The 20,091-nt window shown below is 64.6% G+C and carries 17 protein-coding genes and 2 rRNA genes (1 of these 19 running past the window's edge); 16 read left to right on the forward strand and 3 right to left on the reverse strand.

Annotation, left to right across the window (positions count from 1 at the left end):
- From IPQ13_06760 to IPQ13_06775, 4 genes are all read left to right on the forward strand, one after another.
- Positions 1-499: ribosomal RNA gene (locus tag IPQ13_06760) — 23S ribosomal RNA — on the forward strand (it extends 2,439 nt beyond the left edge of the window).
- 120 nt (positions 500-619) lie between these two features.
- Positions 620-734, forward strand: a 5S ribosomal RNA gene (gene rrf / locus IPQ13_06765).
- A 138-nt stretch (positions 735-872) separates the two neighbouring features.
- On the forward strand, positions 873-3,599 hold the full coding sequence (locus IPQ13_06770; protein MBL0210599.1) for a pyruvate, phosphate dikinase: 2,727 nt from the start codon (positions 873-875) through the stop codon (positions 3,597-3,599).
- Between the two features lie 5 nt (positions 3,600-3,604).
- Positions 3,605-4,186 carry a phosphorylase gene (locus IPQ13_06775; GenBank protein MBL0210600.1) on the forward strand — a complete coding sequence of 194 codons (582 nt, stop codon included), beginning with the start codon at positions 3,605-3,607 and terminating at the stop codon, positions 4,184-4,186.
- On the opposite strand, the gene IPQ13_06780 is transcribed toward IPQ13_06775, so the two are convergent.
- Positions 4,155-6,551 (reverse strand): ComEC/Rec2 family competence protein, encoded by a 2,397-nt coding sequence (locus IPQ13_06780; protein MBL0210601.1) that lies wholly within the window; start codon positions 6,549-6,551, stop codon positions 4,155-4,157. The genes IPQ13_06775 and IPQ13_06780 overlap by 32 nt on opposite strands.
- A gap of 293 nt (positions 6,552-6,844) precedes the next feature.
- On the opposite strand from IPQ13_06780, the gene IPQ13_06785 reads away from it, so the two are divergent.
- Both IPQ13_06785 and IPQ13_06790 read left to right on the forward strand, forming a co-directional pair.
- Entirely contained in the window at positions 6,845-7,477 is a 633-nt protein-coding gene (locus tag IPQ13_06785; protein ID MBL0210602.1) for a hypothetical protein, read from the forward strand.
- Positions 7,478-7,563: 86 nt separating this feature from the next.
- A complete protein-coding gene (locus IPQ13_06790) occupies positions 7,564-9,396 on the forward strand; it encodes an energy transducer TonB (protein MBL0210603.1) in 1,833 nt (610 codons plus the stop codon).
- Between the two features lie 159 nt (positions 9,397-9,555).
- Here the strand turns inward: IPQ13_06790 and rnhA are convergent, their stop codons facing one another.
- The gene (gene rnhA / locus IPQ13_06795; GenBank protein MBL0210604.1) at positions 9,556-10,068 is read right to left on the reverse strand and encodes a ribonuclease HI; all 513 of its coding nucleotides are present in this window, start codon (positions 10,066-10,068) and stop codon (positions 9,556-9,558) included.
- Entirely contained in the window at positions 10,013-11,401 is a 1,389-nt protein-coding gene (locus tag IPQ13_06800; protein ID MBL0210605.1) for an L-lysine 6-transaminase, read from the reverse strand. Before IPQ13_06800 ends, rnhA begins: the two co-directional genes overlap by 56 nt.
- Positions 11,402-11,454: 53 nt before the next feature.
- Between IPQ13_06800 and IPQ13_06805 the strand changes: the two genes are divergently transcribed.
- The 10 genes from IPQ13_06805 (at position 11,455) to IPQ13_06850 (ending at position 20,088) form a co-directional block, all read left to right on the forward strand.
- Positions 11,455-11,886 (forward strand): molybdenum cofactor biosynthesis protein MoaE, encoded by a 432-nt coding sequence (locus tag IPQ13_06805; protein ID MBL0210606.1) that lies wholly within the window; start codon positions 11,455-11,457, stop codon positions 11,884-11,886.
- A 70-nt stretch (positions 11,887-11,956) separates the two neighbouring features.
- The gene (locus IPQ13_06810) at positions 11,957-12,301 is read left to right on the forward strand and encodes a DUF1292 domain-containing protein (GenBank protein ID MBL0210607.1); all 345 of its coding nucleotides are present in this window, start codon (positions 11,957-11,959) and stop codon (positions 12,299-12,301) included.
- A 64-nt stretch (positions 12,302-12,365) separates the two neighbouring features.
- Complete coding sequence (locus IPQ13_06815; GenBank protein ID MBL0210608.1) at positions 12,366-13,622, forward strand: LarC family nickel insertion protein; 1,257 nt, start codon at positions 12,366-12,368, stop codon at positions 13,620-13,622.
- A complete protein-coding gene (locus tag IPQ13_06820) occupies positions 13,622-15,601 on the forward strand; it encodes a 3-isopropylmalate dehydratase (protein MBL0210609.1) in 1,980 nt (659 codons plus the stop codon). Before IPQ13_06815 ends, IPQ13_06820 begins: the two co-directional genes overlap by 1 nt.
- Positions 15,598-16,407 (forward strand): nucleoside triphosphate pyrophosphohydrolase, encoded by an 810-nt coding sequence (mazG, locus tag IPQ13_06825; GenBank protein MBL0210610.1) that lies wholly within the window; start codon positions 15,598-15,600, stop codon positions 16,405-16,407. The genes IPQ13_06820 and mazG overlap by 4 nt, the downstream gene beginning before the upstream one ends.
- Positions 16,408-16,606: 199 nt before the next feature.
- Positions 16,607-17,992: a type I 3-dehydroquinate dehydratase gene (locus IPQ13_06830; GenBank protein MBL0210611.1), complete on the forward strand. Its 1,386-nt coding sequence runs from the start codon at positions 16,607-16,609 to the stop codon at positions 17,990-17,992.
- Between the two features lie 147 nt (positions 17,993-18,139).
- Positions 18,140-18,295, forward strand: coding sequence for a hypothetical protein (locus IPQ13_06835; protein ID MBL0210612.1), 156 nt, complete (start codon positions 18,140-18,142; stop codon positions 18,293-18,295).
- On the forward strand, positions 18,277-18,546 hold the full coding sequence (locus IPQ13_06840; GenBank protein ID MBL0210613.1) for a response regulator: 270 nt from the start codon (positions 18,277-18,279) through the stop codon (positions 18,544-18,546). Before IPQ13_06835 ends, IPQ13_06840 begins: the two co-directional genes overlap by 19 nt.
- A complete protein-coding gene (locus IPQ13_06845; protein ID MBL0210614.1) occupies positions 18,524-19,207 on the forward strand; it encodes a hypothetical protein in 684 nt (227 codons plus the stop codon). The genes IPQ13_06840 and IPQ13_06845 overlap by 23 nt, the downstream gene beginning before the upstream one ends.
- A gap of 518 nt (positions 19,208-19,725) precedes the next feature.
- Positions 19,726-20,088, forward strand: a complete 363-nt coding sequence (locus IPQ13_06850) for an AAA family ATPase (protein MBL0210615.1) — start codon at positions 19,726-19,728, stop codon at positions 20,086-20,088.
- Positions 20,089-20,091 lie beyond the last annotated feature (3 nt).

The following is a 20,091-nucleotide window of genomic DNA, read 5'->3' on the forward strand; positions in this document are numbered from 1 at the left end:
GATCCGGTGGTCCCGCATGGAAGGGCCATCGCTCAACGGATAAAAGGTACGCCGGGGATAACAGGCTGATCTTGCCCAAGAGTTCATATCGACGGCAAGGTTTGGCACCTCGATGTCGACTCATCACATCCTGGGGCTGAAGCAGGTCCCAAGGGTTCGGCTGTTCGCCGATTAATAGTGGTACGTGAGTTGGGTTCAGAACGTCGCGAGACAGTTCGGTCCCTATCTAGTGTGGGCGCAGGATATTTGAGAGGATTTGTCCTTAGTACGAGAGGACCGGGATGAACTGACCTCTGGTGTTCCAGTTGTGTTTCCAAATGCAATGCTGGGTAGCTATGTCGGGAAGTGAGAAGCGCTGAAAGCATCTAAGCGCGAAACACCCCTCAAGATGAGATATCCCCACGAGACCCGTCGAAGACCACGACGTTGATAGGTCGCATGTGTAAGTCCCGTAAGGGATTTAGCTAAGCGATACTAATCGGTCCATCGACTTGATCCTTCCATCAATCAATTCCATTTCCAAAGGTGGCCCAAAAACCACCGCACGGACTTCCAAGAGCAACAAACGAGCGAAACCGAGGTTTCCTCTCGCCCACACCCTTCGATCTTTCTCACCTTTCGTCGCGGCTATACCCCGGGGGTCACACCCGTTCCCATCCCGAACACGGCCGTTAAGACCCGGAGGGCCGATGATACTGCGTTTCTAAACGTGGAAAAGTAGGTCGCTGCGACGTTAAATCTCAAAAAGGCCATCCCAAAAGGATGGCCTTTTTCATTGTCTTTTGATCCTCGAAACGAACCTCGAGAGGTGCCGCGCATGCCCCTCAATCCAACCGGTTCCCGCTATTCTGGGATTATCCGATGAGGCTTCCATGACCAAACATGTTTACTCCTTTGGCGGCGACCGCAATGAAGGCAGCGCCTCGATGCGGAACCTGCTGGGCGGGAAGGGTTGCAACCTGGCGGAAATGGCGGGTCTCAGCATCCCGGTGCCGCCGGGCTTCACCATCACCACCGAAGTCTGCAGCCTGTATTACACTGCTGGACGCCAGCTTCCAGACGAGGTCAAGCAAGAGGCGCTCGAGGCGCTCAAGTGGCTGGAAGGCGCGCGAGGGCTCACTTTCGGCGATGCGGACAAACCGCTTCTGATCTCCGTCCGCAGCGGCGCCCGGGTGTCCATGCCCGGCATGATGGACACGGTCCTGAATCTCGGATTGAACGACCAGACGGTGCTGGGGCTCGAGAAAGCCAGCGGCAATCCACGGTTCGCCTGGGACAGCTACCGGCGGTTCATCACCATGTACAGCAATGTGGTTTTGAATGTCCATACCAGCCTTTTCGAGGCAGAGTTGGAAGCGCTCAAGCATCGCACCGGGAAACATCAGGATCCGGATGTGACCGCTGAGGAATGGAAAACCCTCGTGTCCGCCTACAAGGAGATCGTGCGGGACGAGACCGGCAAACCCTTCCCCCAGGACCCCATGGAGCAGCTCTGGGGCGCCGTTTCCGCCGTCTTTGAAAGCTGGAACACGCCGAGGGCGGTGACCTATCGGAAGCTGAACCGCTTCTCGGATGATTGGGGCACCGCGGTCAACGTGCAGAGCATGGTCTTCGGCAACATGGGCGAGGATTGCGGAACCGGCGTGGCCTTCACGCGCAATCCCGGCACCGGCGAAAAACTATTCTATGGGGAGTACCTCATCAACGCCCAGGGCGAGGATGTGGTGGCGGGCATCCGCACGCCGCAGCCCATCTCCTTGAAGCAGGCCGAGGGGACGAAGCTGCGGAGCCTGGAAGAGGCCATGCCGGAGACCTTCCACCAGCTCCTGGCGACGGCCAACCGGCTGGAAACCCACTTCCGCGAAATGCAGGACATCGAGTTCACCATCGAACGCGGAAAGCTGTTCATGCTGCAGACGCGGACCGGCAAGCGCACCGCCATGGCCGGCATCCGCATCGCCTTGGATCTCGTGGACGAGGGCATCATCTCGAAGAGCCTCGCGCTCCAGCGCATCGACGCCGATTCCCTTTCGCAGTTGCTCGCGCCGGTCTTCGACCACAAAGAAAAGGACAGGCTTCGCGGCGAGGGGAAATTGATGACCACAGGCCTGAACGCCGGTCCAGGCGCGGCGACCGGGCGCATCGCCCTGAGCGCGGCCGAAGCGGAGAAGATGGCCGCCGAAGGCCCCGTGGTGCTGGTGCGGGTGGAGACCTCGCCGGAAGACATCTCGGGCATGATCGCCGCCCAGGGGATCCTCACCGCCCGGGGCGGCATGACGAGCCACGCGGCCGTGGTGGCCCGCGGCATGGGAAAACCCTGCGTCTGCGGCGCCGCGGCCTTGAATATCGATGAGAAGGAGGGGCTGGTGAAGGTCGGCAGCCTGGCCCTGAAGGCAGGCCAGGACTGGATCTCCATCGACGGCTCCACCGGCGAAGTCTTCGCGGGCCAGCTGGGCGCGCACCCCTCCGAAGTGAACCAGGTGCTTGTGGACGGCCGCCTAAAGCCGGAGGACAGCGACGTGTACCTGCGCTTCGCGAAGATCATGGTGTGGAGCGCCGAGGCGAAGACGATGAAGGTGCGCACAAACGCCGACACGCCGGGAGACAGCGCGGTGGCGCGGGCCTTCGGCGCCGAAGGCATCGGGCTCTGCCGGACGGAGCACATGTTCTTCGAAGGGGAGCGGATCCAGGCGGTCCGGGAGATGATCCTTGCTTCCGATCTTGAGGGCAGGCGCCACGCGCTCGCCAAATTGCTGCCCATGCAGCGGGGGGATTTCGAGGGCATTTTCAAGGCCATGGACGGTCTGCCCGTGAACATCCGCCTTCTGGACCCACCTTTGCACGAGTTCCTTCCCCACGACGACGCGGGCTGCGCGGAGATGGCTGATTTGATGGGCCTCGGCCTGGACGTGGTGAAGCGCCGGGTGCAGCAGCTCCATGAATTCAACCCCATGCTGGGGCACCGCGGCTGCCGACTGGGGATCACCTTCCCGGAAATCTACCGGATGCAGGTGCGGGCCATCGTGGAAGCGGCGCTGGATGCGGCCTCCAAGGGGGTGAAGGCGCTGCCGGAAATCATGATTCCGCTGGTGGGAACCGTCCGGGAGCTGGTCTACCTGAAAGCCGAATTGCTCGATGAAATCGGCCAGGTGAATCGCGAACGGGGCACGGAATTCACCGCGCCCATGGGCACCATGATCGAAGTCCCCCGGGCCGCCATCACCGCCGACAAGATCGCGGAGGAAGCGGAGTTCTTCTCCTTCGGAACCAACGACCTCACGCAAATGGGCTTCGGATTTTCCCGCGACGACGCGGGGACCTTCCTGCCCGAATACGTGGGGAAGAAGATCCTGGATGACGACCCATTCCAGAGCCTGGATCTGGAGGGCATCGGCGAGCTGGTCCGCATCGCGGTGGAGAAGGGCCGCGGGGCTCGCCCCGGGTTGAAAATCGGCGTGTGCGGCGAACACGGAGGCGATCCCAGGTCAGTTAAATTCTTCCACCGCGCCGGGCTGGATTATGTGAGCTGCTCCCCCTACCGCGTGCCCATCGCCATGCTGGCCGCCGCGCAGGCGGCCATCGAACAAGCCGCCACCTGAATGGGATGAAACTCCTGCTCGCCGCTTTCCCGCCGGAGCTCGGGGATTTGAAGGAGGATCCGCCGCAGGGCTGGTGGGTGGACACGACCGGTGTGGGCGCTTCCACCGCCGCGGCCCACACGGCCTTTCTGCTGGAACGGAAAAAGCCTGAGCGGGTGCTCTTCGTGGGGAGCTGCGGGGCCTATGACGAGCGGCTGCCCATCGGCACCATATTCGCGCCGGATTTCGTCCTGGCGACCTCGGTCGAGGAGGAGCGCGGCGAGTCCTACCGTCCTGGCATCGAGGCGGTGCGCTGGCTCTGCACCTGGGACCTGCCCTTCCCGCATCATCCAGTCGTCACGCCGCCGGCCATCACCCGCAGCGGCGAGGGCGTCAGGCTGCTGAGCCGCATGGCGCCTGCCGAGCACCTGGAATTGAACGGGGTATTCGCGGCTTGCAATGCAGCAGGCGTGCCGGTGGCGGCCGCCCTCATCGTCGTGAACCAAGTGGGGCCGGACGCGCACGAACAGTGGATGGAAAACCACGAGGCGCTGGGCCAACGGCTGATCGATGTGCTCAGGGCCTCGGGCGCGCTTGACCTGGAGTGAGCGCAACGGAGGCCCGCCGGCCGTCGCCGCATTCCACGTTCCAACCGCTCTGCGCCGCCTCCACGCGCACACCGCGCGCCGCTCCGGTGACGAAGGCGGGGACCATCGCCTCATGCAGAATTTCCAGGGTCTCCCCATGGGGATGATCAAAGCGGTTGCGGCGTCCCGCGGTGATGATCGCGGCTTCCGGTGAAAGCAGCCGGATCCAGCCGGGATCGCTGGCGCTCCGGCTGCCGTGATGGCCCGCTTTCAAAAGGCGGTGGTAGGACGCAGATGTGGTGGCCGGGCTTTGCCTGGACACCACGTGGGGAGCACGAGGGGGACGCAGAGGGAGCGAAGCGACCGGGCGGTCCCCCTCGTTCATGGCGCGCCCCGGTTCGCCGAGTTCCATGAGATCCCGCTCCTGGATCCTCAGCGCGTCGCCCATGAGCCAGATCTCGCGATCCTGCCACCGCACCCGCAACACGGCGGACACCATGTTGGCGTCCGGCAGGTCGAAGGGTTTCGGCGGCCATCGCACCGACACGGTCGCCGGCCCCACCGGCCATTCGTCCCCGCGGCGCAGCCTGCCCCTGGCCTGGTCTCCGGCGGGCCTGAAGGCAACCCAGGGATCTTCCGCGTCGGCGGTCTCAGGAAGCGCCGTCGTAGTGAAGGACCGCAACCTTGACAGCGTGGCCCATCCTCCGGCGTGGTCGCCATGGGGATGGGTGATGACCAGGCGCACCGGCTCGGTGACGCCGCGGCGGCTCAGGACCCTGGCGATGCGCCTCGCGGCCCATGGAGCTGGTCCTGTGTCGATCAGGGTCGCCTCGCCGCCGGGAATCCGCAGCAGCAGGGCATCCCCCTGGCCGATATCCATGGCTTCGAGGCTCAGGGCGGTGGCTTTTCGGCCCGTGCCGCCCATGGCGAGCAGGAGGACCGACCCGGCCAGCAGCGCAAGGATCCAGGCCCGGGTACGGGCCATCCGGGCCTGGGCATGGGCCAGCCCAAGCCAGCCGAGGATCAACAGAATCCACGGCCATAGCCGGGCGGTGGCCAGGGGCGTGACATGGGCGAAAAAGGGTACGAAGACTCCGCCGGTCCAGGCCAGCAGGAGGCCGATACCCTGCACCATGCCTGGGACCGGGACCAAGGTCAGAAAAAGGCAGACCGGCGTCAGCAGGGCGATCAGAGGGAGCACCGCCACATTCGCCACGGCTCCCCACAACGGGACACCGCCATGGAACAGGGCCAGCAACGGCAGCGTCGCCATCCAGGGCGCCAGGAAGCGGGCGGCTGCAAGCGCATGCTTTCCCAGCATCGGAGCCATCAGGCCTGCCAGGGGTTCGGCCCCCCAGATCAAGGCCAGCAGGGCCCACCAGGCCAGCAGGAACCCAGGTTCGCAGCCAGCGGCGGGATGCCCGAGGAGCCAAAGCAGCAGGGCCAGGTGGAGGCCCAGGACCGGCGGCAGCTTCCAGCCGCTGGCGCCGCCCATCGCCCAGGCGAGGCCCATGAAGAGCCCCCGCCACACCGGCGCGGAAAAACCCACCACCGCCGCATAGGCGATGCCAGCCGCCACGGCGCCCACGGAGCCTCCACGGCCCAGCAGCCGGCGAAGCAGAGCCTGCACGGCGGCCATCACCAGGGTCACCTGGAGCCCCGAGACGATCAGGATGTGCAGAGTCCCGCTCTCCGCGAAGGCCGAGGTCGTTTCTTCGTGCACGGGCGAGATGCCCAGGGCCAGGGCGCCCCAGAGATCCCGGGCGGTGGGATCCGTCAACGGCAGCGCTTCGAACTTCGCCCGCACGAATGACTGCAGCCGCAGGAGCGGGGTTGGTTTTGGCGCGCCCAGGATTTCGAATTGCAGGGCCGAAGCGAGGTGGATGCGGCGCGGGGTGCGATCGCTCCTGGCCCGCCAGAGCGGGCGCTCCACCAGGAACCGCGGGGCCGGATCCACGGGCCGCAGTTCCGCCCGCAGCCGCACTGGGGTGCCGGGAAGCGGTGGAGCGATCCGCTCCTGGTCGCCCGGCCAGGGGATCGCGATGCGCCATCGGTTGCCTTCCAGGGCAGGGGGGGAGGAGATTTCCAATGCGCTGACCAGTTGATCGCCCCGCAAGGCCCAGAGGGCGTCGATGCGGCCCTCGATCACCTGCACATCGGACGGCAGCCCGGCTTCCCAGAGGGCCCTCTGGCGCAGGTTGCCGAAGACGCCCCAGACGAGGACCGCAGCCAGGGGAACCGCCGCCAGCTTCTTGTGGCGGATCAGCGCGGAGGTCGAGACCACCACGAACCAGCCGCCGATGATCCAGGGCATTCCCAGATGGCCCGCCCAATCCTCAGGCAGCAGCCAAGGCAACGCACAGGCGGCGGCCAGAGCCCAGGCCAATGGCCAAAGTTCCCTTCCGCTTATCCGAAGCCAGAGCCTTTCCCTTGTGAGCATTCAAGAGTGTAAGCCGCAGTGGAGAGCCCATCGGCCATGAAAAAATAGCCCGGAGAAATGGCAGGCCAGCGCTGGCGGAGAAGGAATCCCCGCCTCCCATAAATTTGAAGCGTCGGCTTGACAGCCGCCGGGGAGCGATGGAGTCTGTGCCTATGCCGCCACAGCCACGTACCAGGACGATCATTTCGGGCAGGTGCCTCTATTCCAGGTTGCGGATCTCGGCCTTTGGAGTGGCATCGATGGGCCTGCTGGCCTGGACGCCGCGCATCCACGAGGCCCAGACCAAAGTGGCTTCGCGGATGATTCCCGCCCCCATGTCAGCGCTGATGGCAGCCTACCCCGAGGCCCTGAGCGAAGGCGCCCGGGGGGTAGGCAACGACCAGCCGCCCTCTCCGGAGGAAATTGAAGACCAGTACGGGCGGATCCTCGCTTTGAGCGAAGCCCGCAAAAATCCCGGGGAAATCGTGCGGGAGCTGGGGCGATTGGCCCACCTGGTCCAGGAGATCACCGCTCCCGGCAGCACCAGGGGGGTGGACCCGCTGAGGGTGTCCTTCGAAGCCTACGCCGAGGAGCGCCTGAAACTGCTCGTCGTGACCCAGGAGCCTTTCTGGTCCTTGAAAGCCGACCTGGATCCGAAACCCAAACTGCTGGAGTGGGCCAAACTCAAATCCCACCGCCATGGGCAGCTGTTGGACCACTTCGATTTGAAAACGGGGCGCCGCTTGGGCCAGTGGGATGACCTGTCGGTTCCCTACGCGCTCCTGCAGCTCTCCTTTTCGAATGGAGTGCAGGCGACCGCCAACATTTGGATCCTCATCTACCGTGCCACGGGCGATCTTTGGTCTTATCCTTCCCTTGGGAGCGGCAAGTGATTCACGCGACCGACTTGGAAGAACCCGGGGTGCTTGGGTTTTTCGCGCATCAAGACTATCTTTAGAACCTCATTCGGAGCCCCAACATGGCTAGCTACACAAGGCTCGGTTCCTTCCTCATGGCCAGCGAGCTGACAGCGGACCCGATCGGCCGCATCCAGCGGGGCGTGTCCATCGTGGGCAGCGCCTTCGACCATCATTGGCTCGTGCGCACCTTCTCCGAGGAGCTGCTGCAGGCGGGTCTGGCCGCGAAGCTGGGAGAAGCGAGCAAATTGCTGCCGCAACTCAGCGGGTCCAAGGCCTTCGGGCAGGGCTACCGCATTGAGAGCGCGGCGCCCGCCCATGTCGCCTGCGATTATGTGCCCGGCCGCACGCTGGCGCAGATGATTGAGAAGGCCAAGATCGAGCAGATTCCCCTCGGCGTGGACCATGCCTTGTCCATCCTCCAGGGCATCGCCCAGGGGGTGATCCATCTGCATTCGAAGGGTCTCAGCCATGGCTCCCTGACGCCCCACGGCGTCTGGGTGAGTTTCGAGGGAGCCACCGAGATCCTCGACGCTCCTTATTCACAAGCCATCCGCCAAATCCTGCCCAAGGCGCCAGTGACCAAGGGATCGCTGGAATCCTACCTGCGCGACACAGGCGGAAACGCCCTCCAGCAGGATTTCTTCTCCATGGGCGCGATGCTCTACGAACTGCTCACCTTCGAGAAGCTGCCCGTGATGGCCGACCCGGCTTTCGCCGCCAGCAAGGCGACACTCAAAGCCGCCCAGGAGGACACGCCGGTCCCGCCGGAAATTCTGAGCTTGCTGAAGCGGCTGCTGGGCGTCGGCAATCCCTTCGAGAGCGTCCAGGCCTTCAACACCGAGATGGACCACGTGCTCTACGACGGCGATTACAGTCCCACGACGTTCAACATGGCCTTCTTCATGCACACCCTTTTCCGCGAGGAAAACGACCGGGATGGCGCTGCCGTGAAGACCGAACAGGCCGACAACTTCGCGGCCTATTCCTCCGAAGCCGACAGCATCCATGCCTCCCGTCCCCATTCCGAAGTGAGCGAGGCCGAGGAGGCCCAGACCACCCGGGTCAGCAAGAAGGGGTTGTACGGCGGCCTTGCGGCGGTCGTCGCCGTCGTGGGTGTGCTTGGATTCTTTGCCCTGAGGCCCAAGGGCGAGAGCGAAGAGATCACCAAGATGCGCACCGAGCTGGCCCAGCTCCAGGCTGCGCAGGCCGAAAAAGAACAGCAGCTGGCCGGAGCTAGCCAGGCCAGCAAGGAGAAACTGGACCTCCTGAAGAAACAGCAGACCGAGGCGAAGTCGGCCGCGGAACAAGCCAAGCTGGAACAACAGATCAAGGAGGAAGAGCGCAATAAACAGGAACTGGAGCAGAAGAAGGCCGAACTGAGGAAACAGCAGGAAGAAGCCAGAACCAGGGCCGCCCAGATCGCCCAGGCTTCAGCTGCAAAGCCTGCCCCGGCGGCCGTGGCACCCAAAGTTGAGCCTAAGGCGGAGCCCAAGGTGGAACCGCCTCCACCGGCCGCCAAGCCGACGCCTGCGGTGGCAGAACCCCCCAGACCGACGCCAGCTGTGGCCCAGCCCCAAACGGCGCCCACCATCGTGCAGGAGACCTCTGCGATGGCTTTGAACAAGGCCCAGCCCAACTTCCCGATGCGGGCCAAACAGATGCGCTTCGAGGTGGATAAATCCCATTCCGTGAAGGTGAAAGTCTTCGTGGATGCCCAGGGCCGGCCGCAAAAAGTCACGGTCATCAGCGGCGTTGATGGCGCTTGGGGCTTCAATGAAGCCGCCCACGACGCAGCTTCCCGTTCGACCTACACGCCTGCTACCCGGGATGGCGTCCCCGTGGCTGGTTTCGCGATCGTGGAGTATGTGTTTGGACCCTCGGGCCGCCGTTGATGGCCTGATGCCTGGCGGCATCCAACCAAAGAACGCCCGGATCTTTCGGGCGTTTTTCCATCCGGGGCTGCCCCTGCTTCGATAGCGCGGGTCCGCCCCCGCCGCACCGGCCGTTGACCGATGGAAGGGACCGTTGCCCAAGAACCGGGAAAACGCCGGCTATTGCCCTGTGTTCCCCAATGAATGGGCCGCCTGGTTCGCAAGCGCGTCCACCCGTTCATTTTCGGGGTGGCCCGCATGGCCCCTCACCCAGGTGGCTTCGACCCGATGGCGCTGCAACTGGGTGTCGAGGGCCTGCCAGAGCTCCACGTTGAGCACGGGCTGTTTGTCGGCCTTGCGCCAGCCGTTTTTCTTCCAGCCCGCCAGCCAGGCCTGGACGCCCTTCACCACATATTGGCTGTCGCTGAACATCGTCACATCGCAGGGCCGGGTCAGCGTTTCCAGGCCCCGGATGGCGGCCAGCAGTTCCATGCGGTTGTTGGTGGTATCCGGTTCCGCGCCGTTGCCTTCCTTTTCATTTTTCCCAATGCGGAGCAGGTAGCCCCACCCGCCGGGTCCCGGATTCCCCAGGCAGGCGCCATCGCAATACAGCTCGACTTTTGGACGCAGGGCCACGCTAGACCAGGGAAGGCGCGGCGGTCTCAGCGTCGGTATTGCCGAAGCTAGGGGCATCGAGTCCCTTCATGACTTCCGCGATGCTTCTCCGCAGCAATTCCACGCCAAGGTCCAGGTCCTCGGTCTTGAGGTTCAACGCGGGACGGAACCGCAGGCCATGGGTGCCGCTGCTGAGGACCATCATGCCCAGGTCGTGGGCCTTCGAGACGACCTGGTTCCGGAGCTCCGGCGTCGCCATGTCCAGCGCGCAGAAGAGCCCTTTCCCCCGGGGATTCGAGGTGAAACCGGGGAAGTCCGCCGCGATCTCCTGCAGGCCCTTCAGCAGCCGCTCGCCCTGCTTGGCGCAGTTGTCCAGGAGCTGCTCTTCCACGATGATCTCGATGATCCTGGTGCCGCGCACCATGTCGACCAGGTTTCCGCCCCAGGTGCTGTTGATGCGCGACGGGACCTTGAAGACGCTGTCGACCTCGTCCAGGCGCCGGCCCGCCGCGATGCCGCAGGCCTGGGATTTCTTGCCGAAGGCGATGATGTCGGGCTGCACATTGAAATGCTGGTGGGCCCACCATTTACCGGTGGTTCCGAAGCCCGATTGCACCTCGTCGAAGATCAGCAGGAATTCGTGTTCGTCCGCCAGACGCCGCAGTTCCATCAGGAATTCCGGACGGAAGTGGTTGTCCCCGCCCTCCCCTTGGATGGGTTCGATGATGAGGCAGGCGATGTCATCCGGATCCACCGCCACCGCGGCTTCGATGGCCTGGATGGCCTCCTGTTCGGCCGCCTGGGCACGGGCGGCGCTCTCGGCGGTCAGGGGAAACGTGATTTTTGGATTTGGAATGCGCGGCCAGTCGAACTTCGGGAAGTACTGGTGCTTCCTAGGATCCGCGGTGTTGGTGAGGGACATGGTGTAGCCGGTCCGGCCGTGGAAGGCCTCCTTGAAGTGGATGACCTTCGATCCCTTTTCGCCCTTCCCCTTCGCCAGATTCTTGCGGACCTTCCAGTCGAAGGCGGCCTTCAGGGCGTTTTCGACAGCCAACGCGCCGCCGTCGATCCAGAAGAGGTGGGGCAGGTGGCTGGGCGCCGCGTGGGTGGCGAAGGTCTCGACCCATTCGGCATAATCAGTGGTGTAGATGTCGGAATTGGCCGGTTTGTGCATCGCGATGGCGCCAAGGCGCGCGCGGAATTCCGGCGTGTCCAGTTTCGGATGGCGGTGCCCCAGCGGGGCCGTGGCGAAGAAGGTATAGAAATCCAGGTACTTCTTCCCGTCCCGGGCGTCCACGATCCAGGAACCATGGGATTTTTCAAGGTCCATGACCAGGTGGAAGCCATCCACCAGGATATGGCGCCCCAGGGCGCTGAAAACTTCGTTGGGCTGGATGCTGAGGTGGGTCATCGGGAGCCTTTCCAAACACACCAGTGTACCTTGGAGCTGGAGATTAAAGAACCGTGATTCCTGCTGCGGCCGTGCTCGAAGGACCCCTGGATGCAACCGTGCTGCGGGCCTCGGTGTCCGATCCCGCCGCGGGCGCCATCGTGGTTTTCGAGGGCACCGCGCGCGACCACCACCAGGGCCAGGCGGTGGAATCCCTGGCCTACGAGGCCTTCGTCCCCATGGCGGAAGCGGAGCTCCAGCGATTGCGGCTCGAAGCCATGGACCGCTTCGCGCTGAGCCGCTGCGCCATCCACCACCGCATCGGCGAGGTCCCATTGCTCGAAGCCGCCGTCGTCATCGCCGTCTCGAGCGCCCATCGCAAGGAGGCCTTCGAGGCCGCCGCCTGGTTGATGGACCGCATCAAGGAAAGCGTGCCCATCTGGAAGCGGGAGAGGTACCGGCACGGTGGCGATGCTTGGGTTGAAGGCGTGGAACGCCGGCCTTGAGATCCGGAAAAAAAACTGGTTCAACCGGGCCTTTACCCCTAACCTGGAGCCTTGCCTAAAGGAGCACCCCATGGCCCACGAAGGACACGAGCACGGTCCGGATTGCAATCACGGAGACGACGATTCCTTTGAAATCGAAGTCGTGGAACTCGAAGACGAAAACGGCGAAAAAGAGGAATTCGCGATCCTCGAAGAGGTGGACTTCGAAGGCCGGCATTTCTGCGTGCTCGCCCCCTTGGAGGAAGTCCAGGCCCAGAACGACGGCAAGGACAGCGAAGAGGGCCTGAGCCTTGAAATTTTCGAAGTGAAGGACGACATGTTCACCGCCCTCGAGGACGAGGAGATGGCCGAGCGGCTCATGAAGCATCTGGATGAAGTCGCCGCCAAGCTCGAAGCCGAGGAAGAGAAGGACTGATCGTAGAATCGGGTCTTACAAGCCCCGGCTTGCCGGGGTTTTTTGTTTAAAGGATTTTGGCCCCGTGTCGCAGCAGCAGCTTTGGGTGGATCCCTTTTCTGGACTCTCCGGCGATATCTGGATCGGCGGATGGCTGGCCTTGGGTGTCCCGGAAGCGGAGCTGCGGGCTGTCCTAAGCCTCCTGCCCTTCGATGACCTCGGCCTGCGGGTGGACGAAGCCGTGCGCTGCGGCATCCAAGGCACCAAGGCGAGCGTGGTCATCGGCGGCCGGGTGGACGAAGGCCAGACGGAGCATGTGGACCTCGAAGCGGGAGCCAGGCGCGCGACCTCGCGCCGCAAGGCGATGAGGCTCGGTGGTGGCGATCCCCCTGCCCATGGACTGGCCTGGAAGGAAATCGACGCGCTCCTGAAAAAACATCTGCCGTCCCGCATCGGCGAAGTGGCCAGGTCCGCCTTCGAAAAACTGGGCCTTGCCGAAGCCCGGGTCCACGGGCTGCCCCTCGGCCAGGTGCATTTCCACGAAGTGGGGATGAAGGATTCCATCGCCGACATGGCATTGGCCTCGGCGGGCTGGATCGCGCTCGAGGAGCCCACCACACATATCGGTTCCATCGCCCTGGGCCGGGGGCGCACGAAGATGGCGCACGGCGATTTTCCGATTCCCGCTCCCGCCGCGTTATTCCTGTTGGAAGGCTTTGAGACCCATCCAGGGGTAGCGCCCCTCGACAAGGAACTCACCACGCCCACCGGCGCGGCCTTGGCGGCGCAGTTGGCCACGCATCGCAAAGCCCCGGCCCGGTTCATTCCCCAGAGATCCGCCTTCGCGGCCGGGGGCTGGGACTTCAAGGATTCGCCCAACGTCTGCCGCTTCACCCTGGGCGAAGTTCCGGGCGCCAGCGCCGCATTGCTGCAACTCGAGACGAACCTCGACGATGCCACCCCCCAGCAGGTGGCCCATGCCCAGGCGCTGTTGATGGAACATGGCGCCCTGGACGTCTGGATCACCGCTGCCACCTTCAAGAAAGGCCGCAGCGGCTGGGTGCTGGGCATGATCCTGGAGCCTTCCCGGCTCGAGCCCCTCACCCGGATCATCGGCGCGGAATTGCCGACCCTTGGACTGCGCTATTGGCCCCTGCATCGGCTGGAAGCCGACCGCCGGTTTTCAACTGCGGATGTGGACGGCGAATCTGTGCTCGTGAAGGAAGGGAGCTGGGAAGGGATCACCCAACGGCACCCGGAATTCGAAGACGCCCGGCGGGCTGCGGAAAAACTCAATCAGCCCCTGCGGGATGTGCAGAAAAAGGCCGAGGAGGGTGGCTGATGCTGCCGGAGCTCCTGCGATTCGAAGGCCGCGTCCTGTTCCTGAGTGAAAATCCGGAGGTGGTGTCGCGTCAGCTCGAAGGCGCGGACATCGCGCTTGAGGACGCGTTGCCGCTGCGGGACCAGGTCAGCACCGATGAGATCACGCCCGCCTGGATCTGCTACTACTACGACGAAAAGCTTGGAGATTTCCCTTACCTCGGCCTCCAGTGCGGCGGGCGGTTTCCATTGAAGGAAGGCTTGGTGAAGGCCGGTGGATTCTCGGTCTCCGTGGCAGGCCACCGCCGCGGCAAGGGCAGCAGCCGTGAAGCGAGCCCCTACGCGGAGCTGTGCGCCGGAATCCGCCTCGCCATCGCCGGGAGCTTCGAGCGCATCTACCAGCAGAACTGCCAGAACCTGGGCCTGCTCACGTCCACGGACCTCGGGCTGGTCGAGCGCATCCGCCGTGGAGAAGGCATTCCGTTGCGCGAATTCACCCGCGGACTCGATCCCATTTCCACGGAGATCGTCCGGAGGGGCGGGCTGTTTGCCTTCAACGGCGCGCGCTTGAACGGCGAGGTGGCCGTACCGGTGCCGTCCCATGCTCCCCGGGCGATGACGCTGGCCGAGAAGATCCTCGCCCGCCACACGGTGGCCGACGCGTCCCAAAACCGCGTGGGGATTGATTTCGTGGCCCCCGGGGACGGGCTTTTTGTCCAGGCGGACTGGCGCTTTTCCCATGAATACGTGACGCCCATGGCGGCCAGTTTCCTGAAAACCGCAATGGGGGAGGAGGTTCAGCTTCGGAATCCATCGCGCATCCTCGCCTTTCGCGACCACCTGACCTTCCTACGCCACTCCATGAGCGAGGAGCGCAAGCGATCGGGCCTCCTCGATGTGGCCCGCAACCTGGAAACCGTCCAGGAATCCTTCTGCGCGAAGCACGGCATCCGCCTGCACGGCGAGCTGCCCGACGGCAGCGGTTCCGAAGGAATCTGCCATTCCATCATGGCCGAGCGCTACGCGGAGCCCGGGCAAGTCGTGGCGGGCACGGATTCCCACACGCCCCATGCGGGAGCCCTGGGCTGCCTTGCGTTCGGCGTCGGCACCACGGACATGGCCAATGCCTGGATCACGGGCGATGTGCGCGTCACGGTGCCTCCCACCCTGCGGATCCTGCTGAACGGCCGGCTCAGGCCCGGGATCGCAGCCAAGGATCTGGCGCTGCACCTGCTGGCGCTTCCCTTCATCCGGGAAGGCAAGGCCATCGGCCACGTGGTCGAGTACCAGGGCGAAGCCATCCGCCGCATGGCCACCGACGAACGCGCCACCCTCACCAACATGGCCGCGGAGATCGGCGGGTTCACGGGATTGGTGGCACCCGACGAGGAGACGCTCCGCTTCATCCGGGAACGGCGCGGCGCAGAGCTGCGGCTTGAGGACTGGATGCGAGGGGATGCCGAGGCCGAATACGCCTGCACCATCGAGGTGGACTGCGGCATGCTGGGGCCGATGCTCGCGAGGCCCGGCGATCCAGGCAATGGCATCGCGCTCGCGGAGATGGGAGAGGCGGTTGCCATCGACATCGCCTACCTGGGAAGCTGCACCGGAGGCAAGCGCGAGGATCTGCGGGCTGCCTTCGAAGTGGTGGCGGCTGCCCGGAACGCAGGCAAGCGCGTACCGGACTCGGTGCGGTTCTTCGTCCAATGCGGCAGCGAGGATGTGCGCCGCCACGCCGAGAAGCAAGGCTGGATCGAAGCCTTCGAAGCCGTGGGCGCCACGGTGCTGGGCAGTTCCTGCGGCGCCTGCATCAACGCCGGGCCCGGCGTGAGTTCATCCCCGGACCAGGTCACCATCAGCGCCATCAACCGCAATTTCCCCGGCCGCAGCGGCCCGGGCCAGGTGTGGCTCGCGAGTCCAGCCACCGTCGCCGCCAGCGCGCTGGCAGGGCGGATCCGCGGCGCGGATGCCTGGATGGATTCCCCATCGGTGATGCCATGACCCAGACCCCAGCCACCCTCCAGGCCCTCATGTCCGCCCTCCGGAAACCTGGAACGGGTTGTCCGTGGGATCTGAAGCAGGATCACCAGACCTTGGCGAGGTACCTCCGCGAGGAGGCCGCGGAGGTGCTGGATGCGCTGGCCGCCCACATTCCAGGCGACAAGGCCAGCGAGGCGCACCTCCGCGAAGAGCTGGGCGATCTCTGGCTGCAGGTGGTCTTCCATGCGCAGATGGCCGAGGACCGCGGGGCCTGGGACCTGCACGACGTGGAGGCGGCCATCGTCGCCAAGCTGGTGCGGCGGCATCCCCATGTCTTCGGCGGCGAAGCCGTGGACGGCCCGGATCAGGTGGTGGCGAATTGGGAAACCATCAAGCAGGAGGAGCGCGAAGCCAAGGGCCTGGAAACCGAGAGACGGCTGATGGAGGGCATTCCCGCGAGCCTCTCTCCGATGGAAGAAGCCATGGAGATCGGCAAGCGCTGCGCGGCGGTGGGCTTCGAATGGCCGGACATGGAGGGAGTGCTGGACAAGGTCGTCGAAGAAATCGCGGAACTCCAGGCGGAGAGCAGCGAGCAGCGCGTGGAGGAGGAATTCGGCGACGTGGTCTTTTCCCTGATGCAGTGGGCCCGCAAGAAAGGCGTGGATCCCGACCGTGCCCTGCGCCGGCAGATGATGCGCTTCAAGGCCCGCTTTGAAAAAGTCGAAGACGACGCCAGGGCCAACGGCGGCTGGGATCAACGCACCCTTGAACAGATGGAAGCCGCCTGGCAGGCCGCGAAGAAGTCCGCCGAATCCAGCAATGAATGAAGCGGATCCACAAATTTCACGTATTCCACCGGTTTTAAAGACAAATGGGCAGCCGCACGGAAGGCAATGTCTCTGGAACAGAACATTGAAAACAAGCCGGTGACTTGCGTTTTTTAATCTGTGTGAATCGGTGGAATCTGTGGATTCATGGGTTTTTTCGCTTAATCTGCGGCTAAAGCTTTTTGCAACGGGAATATCAGTGGCCCTCCCTTTCTACATCGTCACGCTCACCCATCCCACCTGGGCAGCGGCCTCGGCCTGCGCCCGCGCATTGCCGGGCGATGCGCTGCCGGAATTGAGGCTGGACCTTTTCCCTGAGCACGATGCGGCCCAGATGGTGCGGAACCTGGACGGGCGTTGCTTGGTCACTTGCCGGCGCGCCTCGGACTACGGGCGCTTTGAAGGCGACGAGGCGTCACGGATGGCGCGGCTGCGAGAGGCGGCGGAAGCGGCGCCGGCCTGGATCGACTTGGAATGGGAATTGGAAGTGCCGAGCTGGCTCCTGCCGCTTCGCCCCGCCCTGAAGGTGCTGCGCTCGGTGCATGTGCGGCCGGGCCTATTCGATCTGGATGGGCGCATGGAATCCCTTCCGGATGGCGATGCCTACAAATGGGTGGGCCACGCGGGACGGATTCCGGACAATGCGCGGTTGCGGGCGCCGCTCCAACGCGCGAAAACAGCAGGTGTGGCCCTTTCGGCCTTTCTCATGGGGCCGAAGGGCGTGGCGGGCCGTTGCCTGCAGCGCGCCTGGGGCGGGGCATTCACCTATGCGGCGCCGGACGATGGCGAGGCCGCAGCGCCAGGGCAGGTGGAACTTTCAACCATGAAAAGGTGGGGTTGCCACCTCGTGTCGGAACGGGCGGGCCTCTGCGCCGTCCTTGGCGATCCCGTGCTGCACTCCCGTGGACCGGCCTTCCACAATCTGCGGTTCCAGCAGGCCGGAAAAGACCTCATCTACCTTCCGCTGGAGTGCGGCGAGGTAGATGAAGCACTGGAATCGATCGATTCGCTCGGTGTCCTGGGGCTCAGCATCACGGCGCCCTTGAAGGAATCGCTGCCGTCCAGGCTCGGATTGGAAGGCCCGCTCAATACGCTGTGGCGGCGGACGATGGGCGGCTCCTGGCATGGGGCGAACACGGATGCCGAGGCCCTGTGGGTGGTCTTGGAGCGACTTCCCCCGGGGCCGGTCCTGGTGCTTGGGGATGGCGGCGTGGCGGCGACCACGCGGTTGCTCCTGGAACAGGAATCACGCACGTTCATGTCGGTTTCGCGCAGGCAGCCTGCGCAGGCTGAGGCGGTGGAGGCCTTCGCGCCCATCGGCGTGATCCAGGCCACGAGCCGGGGAATGAAGGCCAGCGATCCCATGCCGTTTCCGGAAACCTTGGCGGCTGCCAAACCGAGCCTGCATTGGGCCGTGGAATGGATCTACAAGGAGCAGACGGCCTTTTCAAGATGGGCCCGGGATTCTGGATTGGACCTGGTGGAGGGCGCCACCCTCTTCGAATCCCAGGCCCTGGCGCAGAGCGAGCGGTTCATGGACATTGAGTCGAGAGTCGAGAGTCGAGAGTCGAGAGTCGAGAGTTAAAAACTAATCGCAGAGTAGCCAGTTTCCCAACTTGGCACGATGCCTGTAATTGCTTTTTCAACTTTTCGACTTTTGACTTTCGACTCTCGACCCTCGACCCTCGACCCTCGACTCTCAAGCTGCCCCCAACTCTGCTAGCTTCATCCCATGCGTTTGATCCTGGTGGAGGACAAGGACAGTTTCCGGAAGCTCCTGCTGCAGGCGCTGGAAGGAAGTCCCTGGAACATCCGGGCGACAGGCGATCCCCTCGAAGCGCTGGACTGGATCGAGGGGATGGCGCCGACGTGCTGGTCACGGACCTGAGGCTTCCGGGGTTCAGCGGGCTCGAACTCATCCGCCGCGCGAAACGGGCGCAGCCGGGCCTCCGGGTGGTGCTGATGAGCGCCTTCGGGGAGCCCAAGGACATCGTTTCGGCCATGCGGATGGGCGCCGAGGATTTCCTGCCCAAACCCTTCGACATGGGCATCTTCCTCGCGCTCATGGACCGTCTGCAGGCCTTGGCGGAGCGCCTCCGCCGGATCCACGGGAACCTTGGATCGCGCTGTCTCCGGTGATGAGGACCTTGGATTCGAGGCTCCGCGCGGCCGCGGACAGCGACGCTCCGGCCCTGTTCATCGGCCCAAGGGGCTCAGGAAGGCCAGGCCGCGCGGCGTCTCCTGCGCTGCGCCAGCCTCGCGGCCCCTTCTGTCCGTGGCGGCTCCGGATCTCGGCGAAGGGATCGGAGCGAATACCTTCGGCCTGTTGCAGGGTGGGAGCCTGCTGGTGCTGGGCCTGGAACATCTGGGGCCAACAGGGGCCGCGGAGCTGGTGAAGGCCATGGACACCCCGCTGGACACGGCATTCAATGGATGGCGACCTGCGGCGATGAAGCCGCAGCCTCCGATGCGGTCCGGCTGCGCCTGGGCGTGCTGCGCTTCGAACTTCCTCCTCTGGCGCATCGGCAAGAGGATCTCGTACCGCTGTTCAGGGCCCTGCTGGAGCAGGCGGCCGCAGGCGAGGGCAGGGTGGCGCCGGTCTTGGACCGCTCCGCCGAAAAGCAGGTGGCAGGCGGGATTGGCCAGGCAATGCGCGGGAGATGGCCTGGTGCGCCCAGGCGACCTTGCATGCCGCCACCGGGCTGCTGGTGCGGGAGGTTGCGGCTTCACCCCTTGGGCGGGGTTGGCGGGGATGCGGCGGGCGGGCTGGATCTTCCTGGCCCGGAAGAAAACACCCTGAGTCCATGCTGCGGGAGACGCAGCACCATGCCGAAGCCGCCCTGCCGCGCCGGGCCCCTGGCGGCCCACGCCAATGACCCCCGCCGCCGCGGCTGCGCTGGGCCTCACCCTGCGCGCCTTCGCGTCCAGGGCGAGGGAGCACGGCCTTTAGAGGGATTGCTCGGCGAGCAAAAGCCTGCCCCATGCTTCGTCCTTCGCCCCTCACTACCTCATACCTCGCAACGCCAGGTTCTGCGAACATGGGAATTCACCACGTGGATTTTCATGACCCCTATGCCCGTCGCCACCTCCTTTGACTTCAGCCGCCATCGCGGAAGCGCGGATGAAGGTGAACCATGGGCTGGCTGCGCTATCGGCCGTGGGGTGGGAAGGAGGTACAGGTCCGCCGGGCGCTGGCAGTGCTGCTTTCCGGCGGCCATGTGCTCGTGGAGGATCTGCCGGGCGTGGGCAAGATGACCCTGGCCAAAGGGCTTTCGCGGCTGCTGGGCGGCAGTTCCCAGGGTCCAAGGCACCAACGATCTGCTGCCTTCGGACTTGCTGGGCGTGCACCTTTGGGATGCGGAGACCAAGACCTTCCGCTTCCAGCAGGGGCCGGGGTTCTGCAATGTGCTGCTCCTGGACGAGCTGAACCGGATCGGCCCCAAGACCCAGAGCGCGCTGCTGGAGGTGATGGTGGAAGGCCAGGTGACGCTGACCGCAGCTCCCACCAGCTTCCGGATCCCTTCTTCGTCATCGCCACCCAGAATCCCATGGACCATGCGGGCACATTCCCCTTCCGGAATCGCAATTGGACCGGTTCGCCCGCGTGCTGCACCTGGGTTATCCCGACCCCGTGAACGAACGCAAAGTGGTCACCGGCCAGGCCGGGGGCAGAGCGGCTGACAG

This window comes from Holophagaceae bacterium (assembly GCA_016720465.1).
GTDB lineage: Bacteria > Acidobacteriota > Holophagae > Holophagales > Holophagaceae > JANXPB01.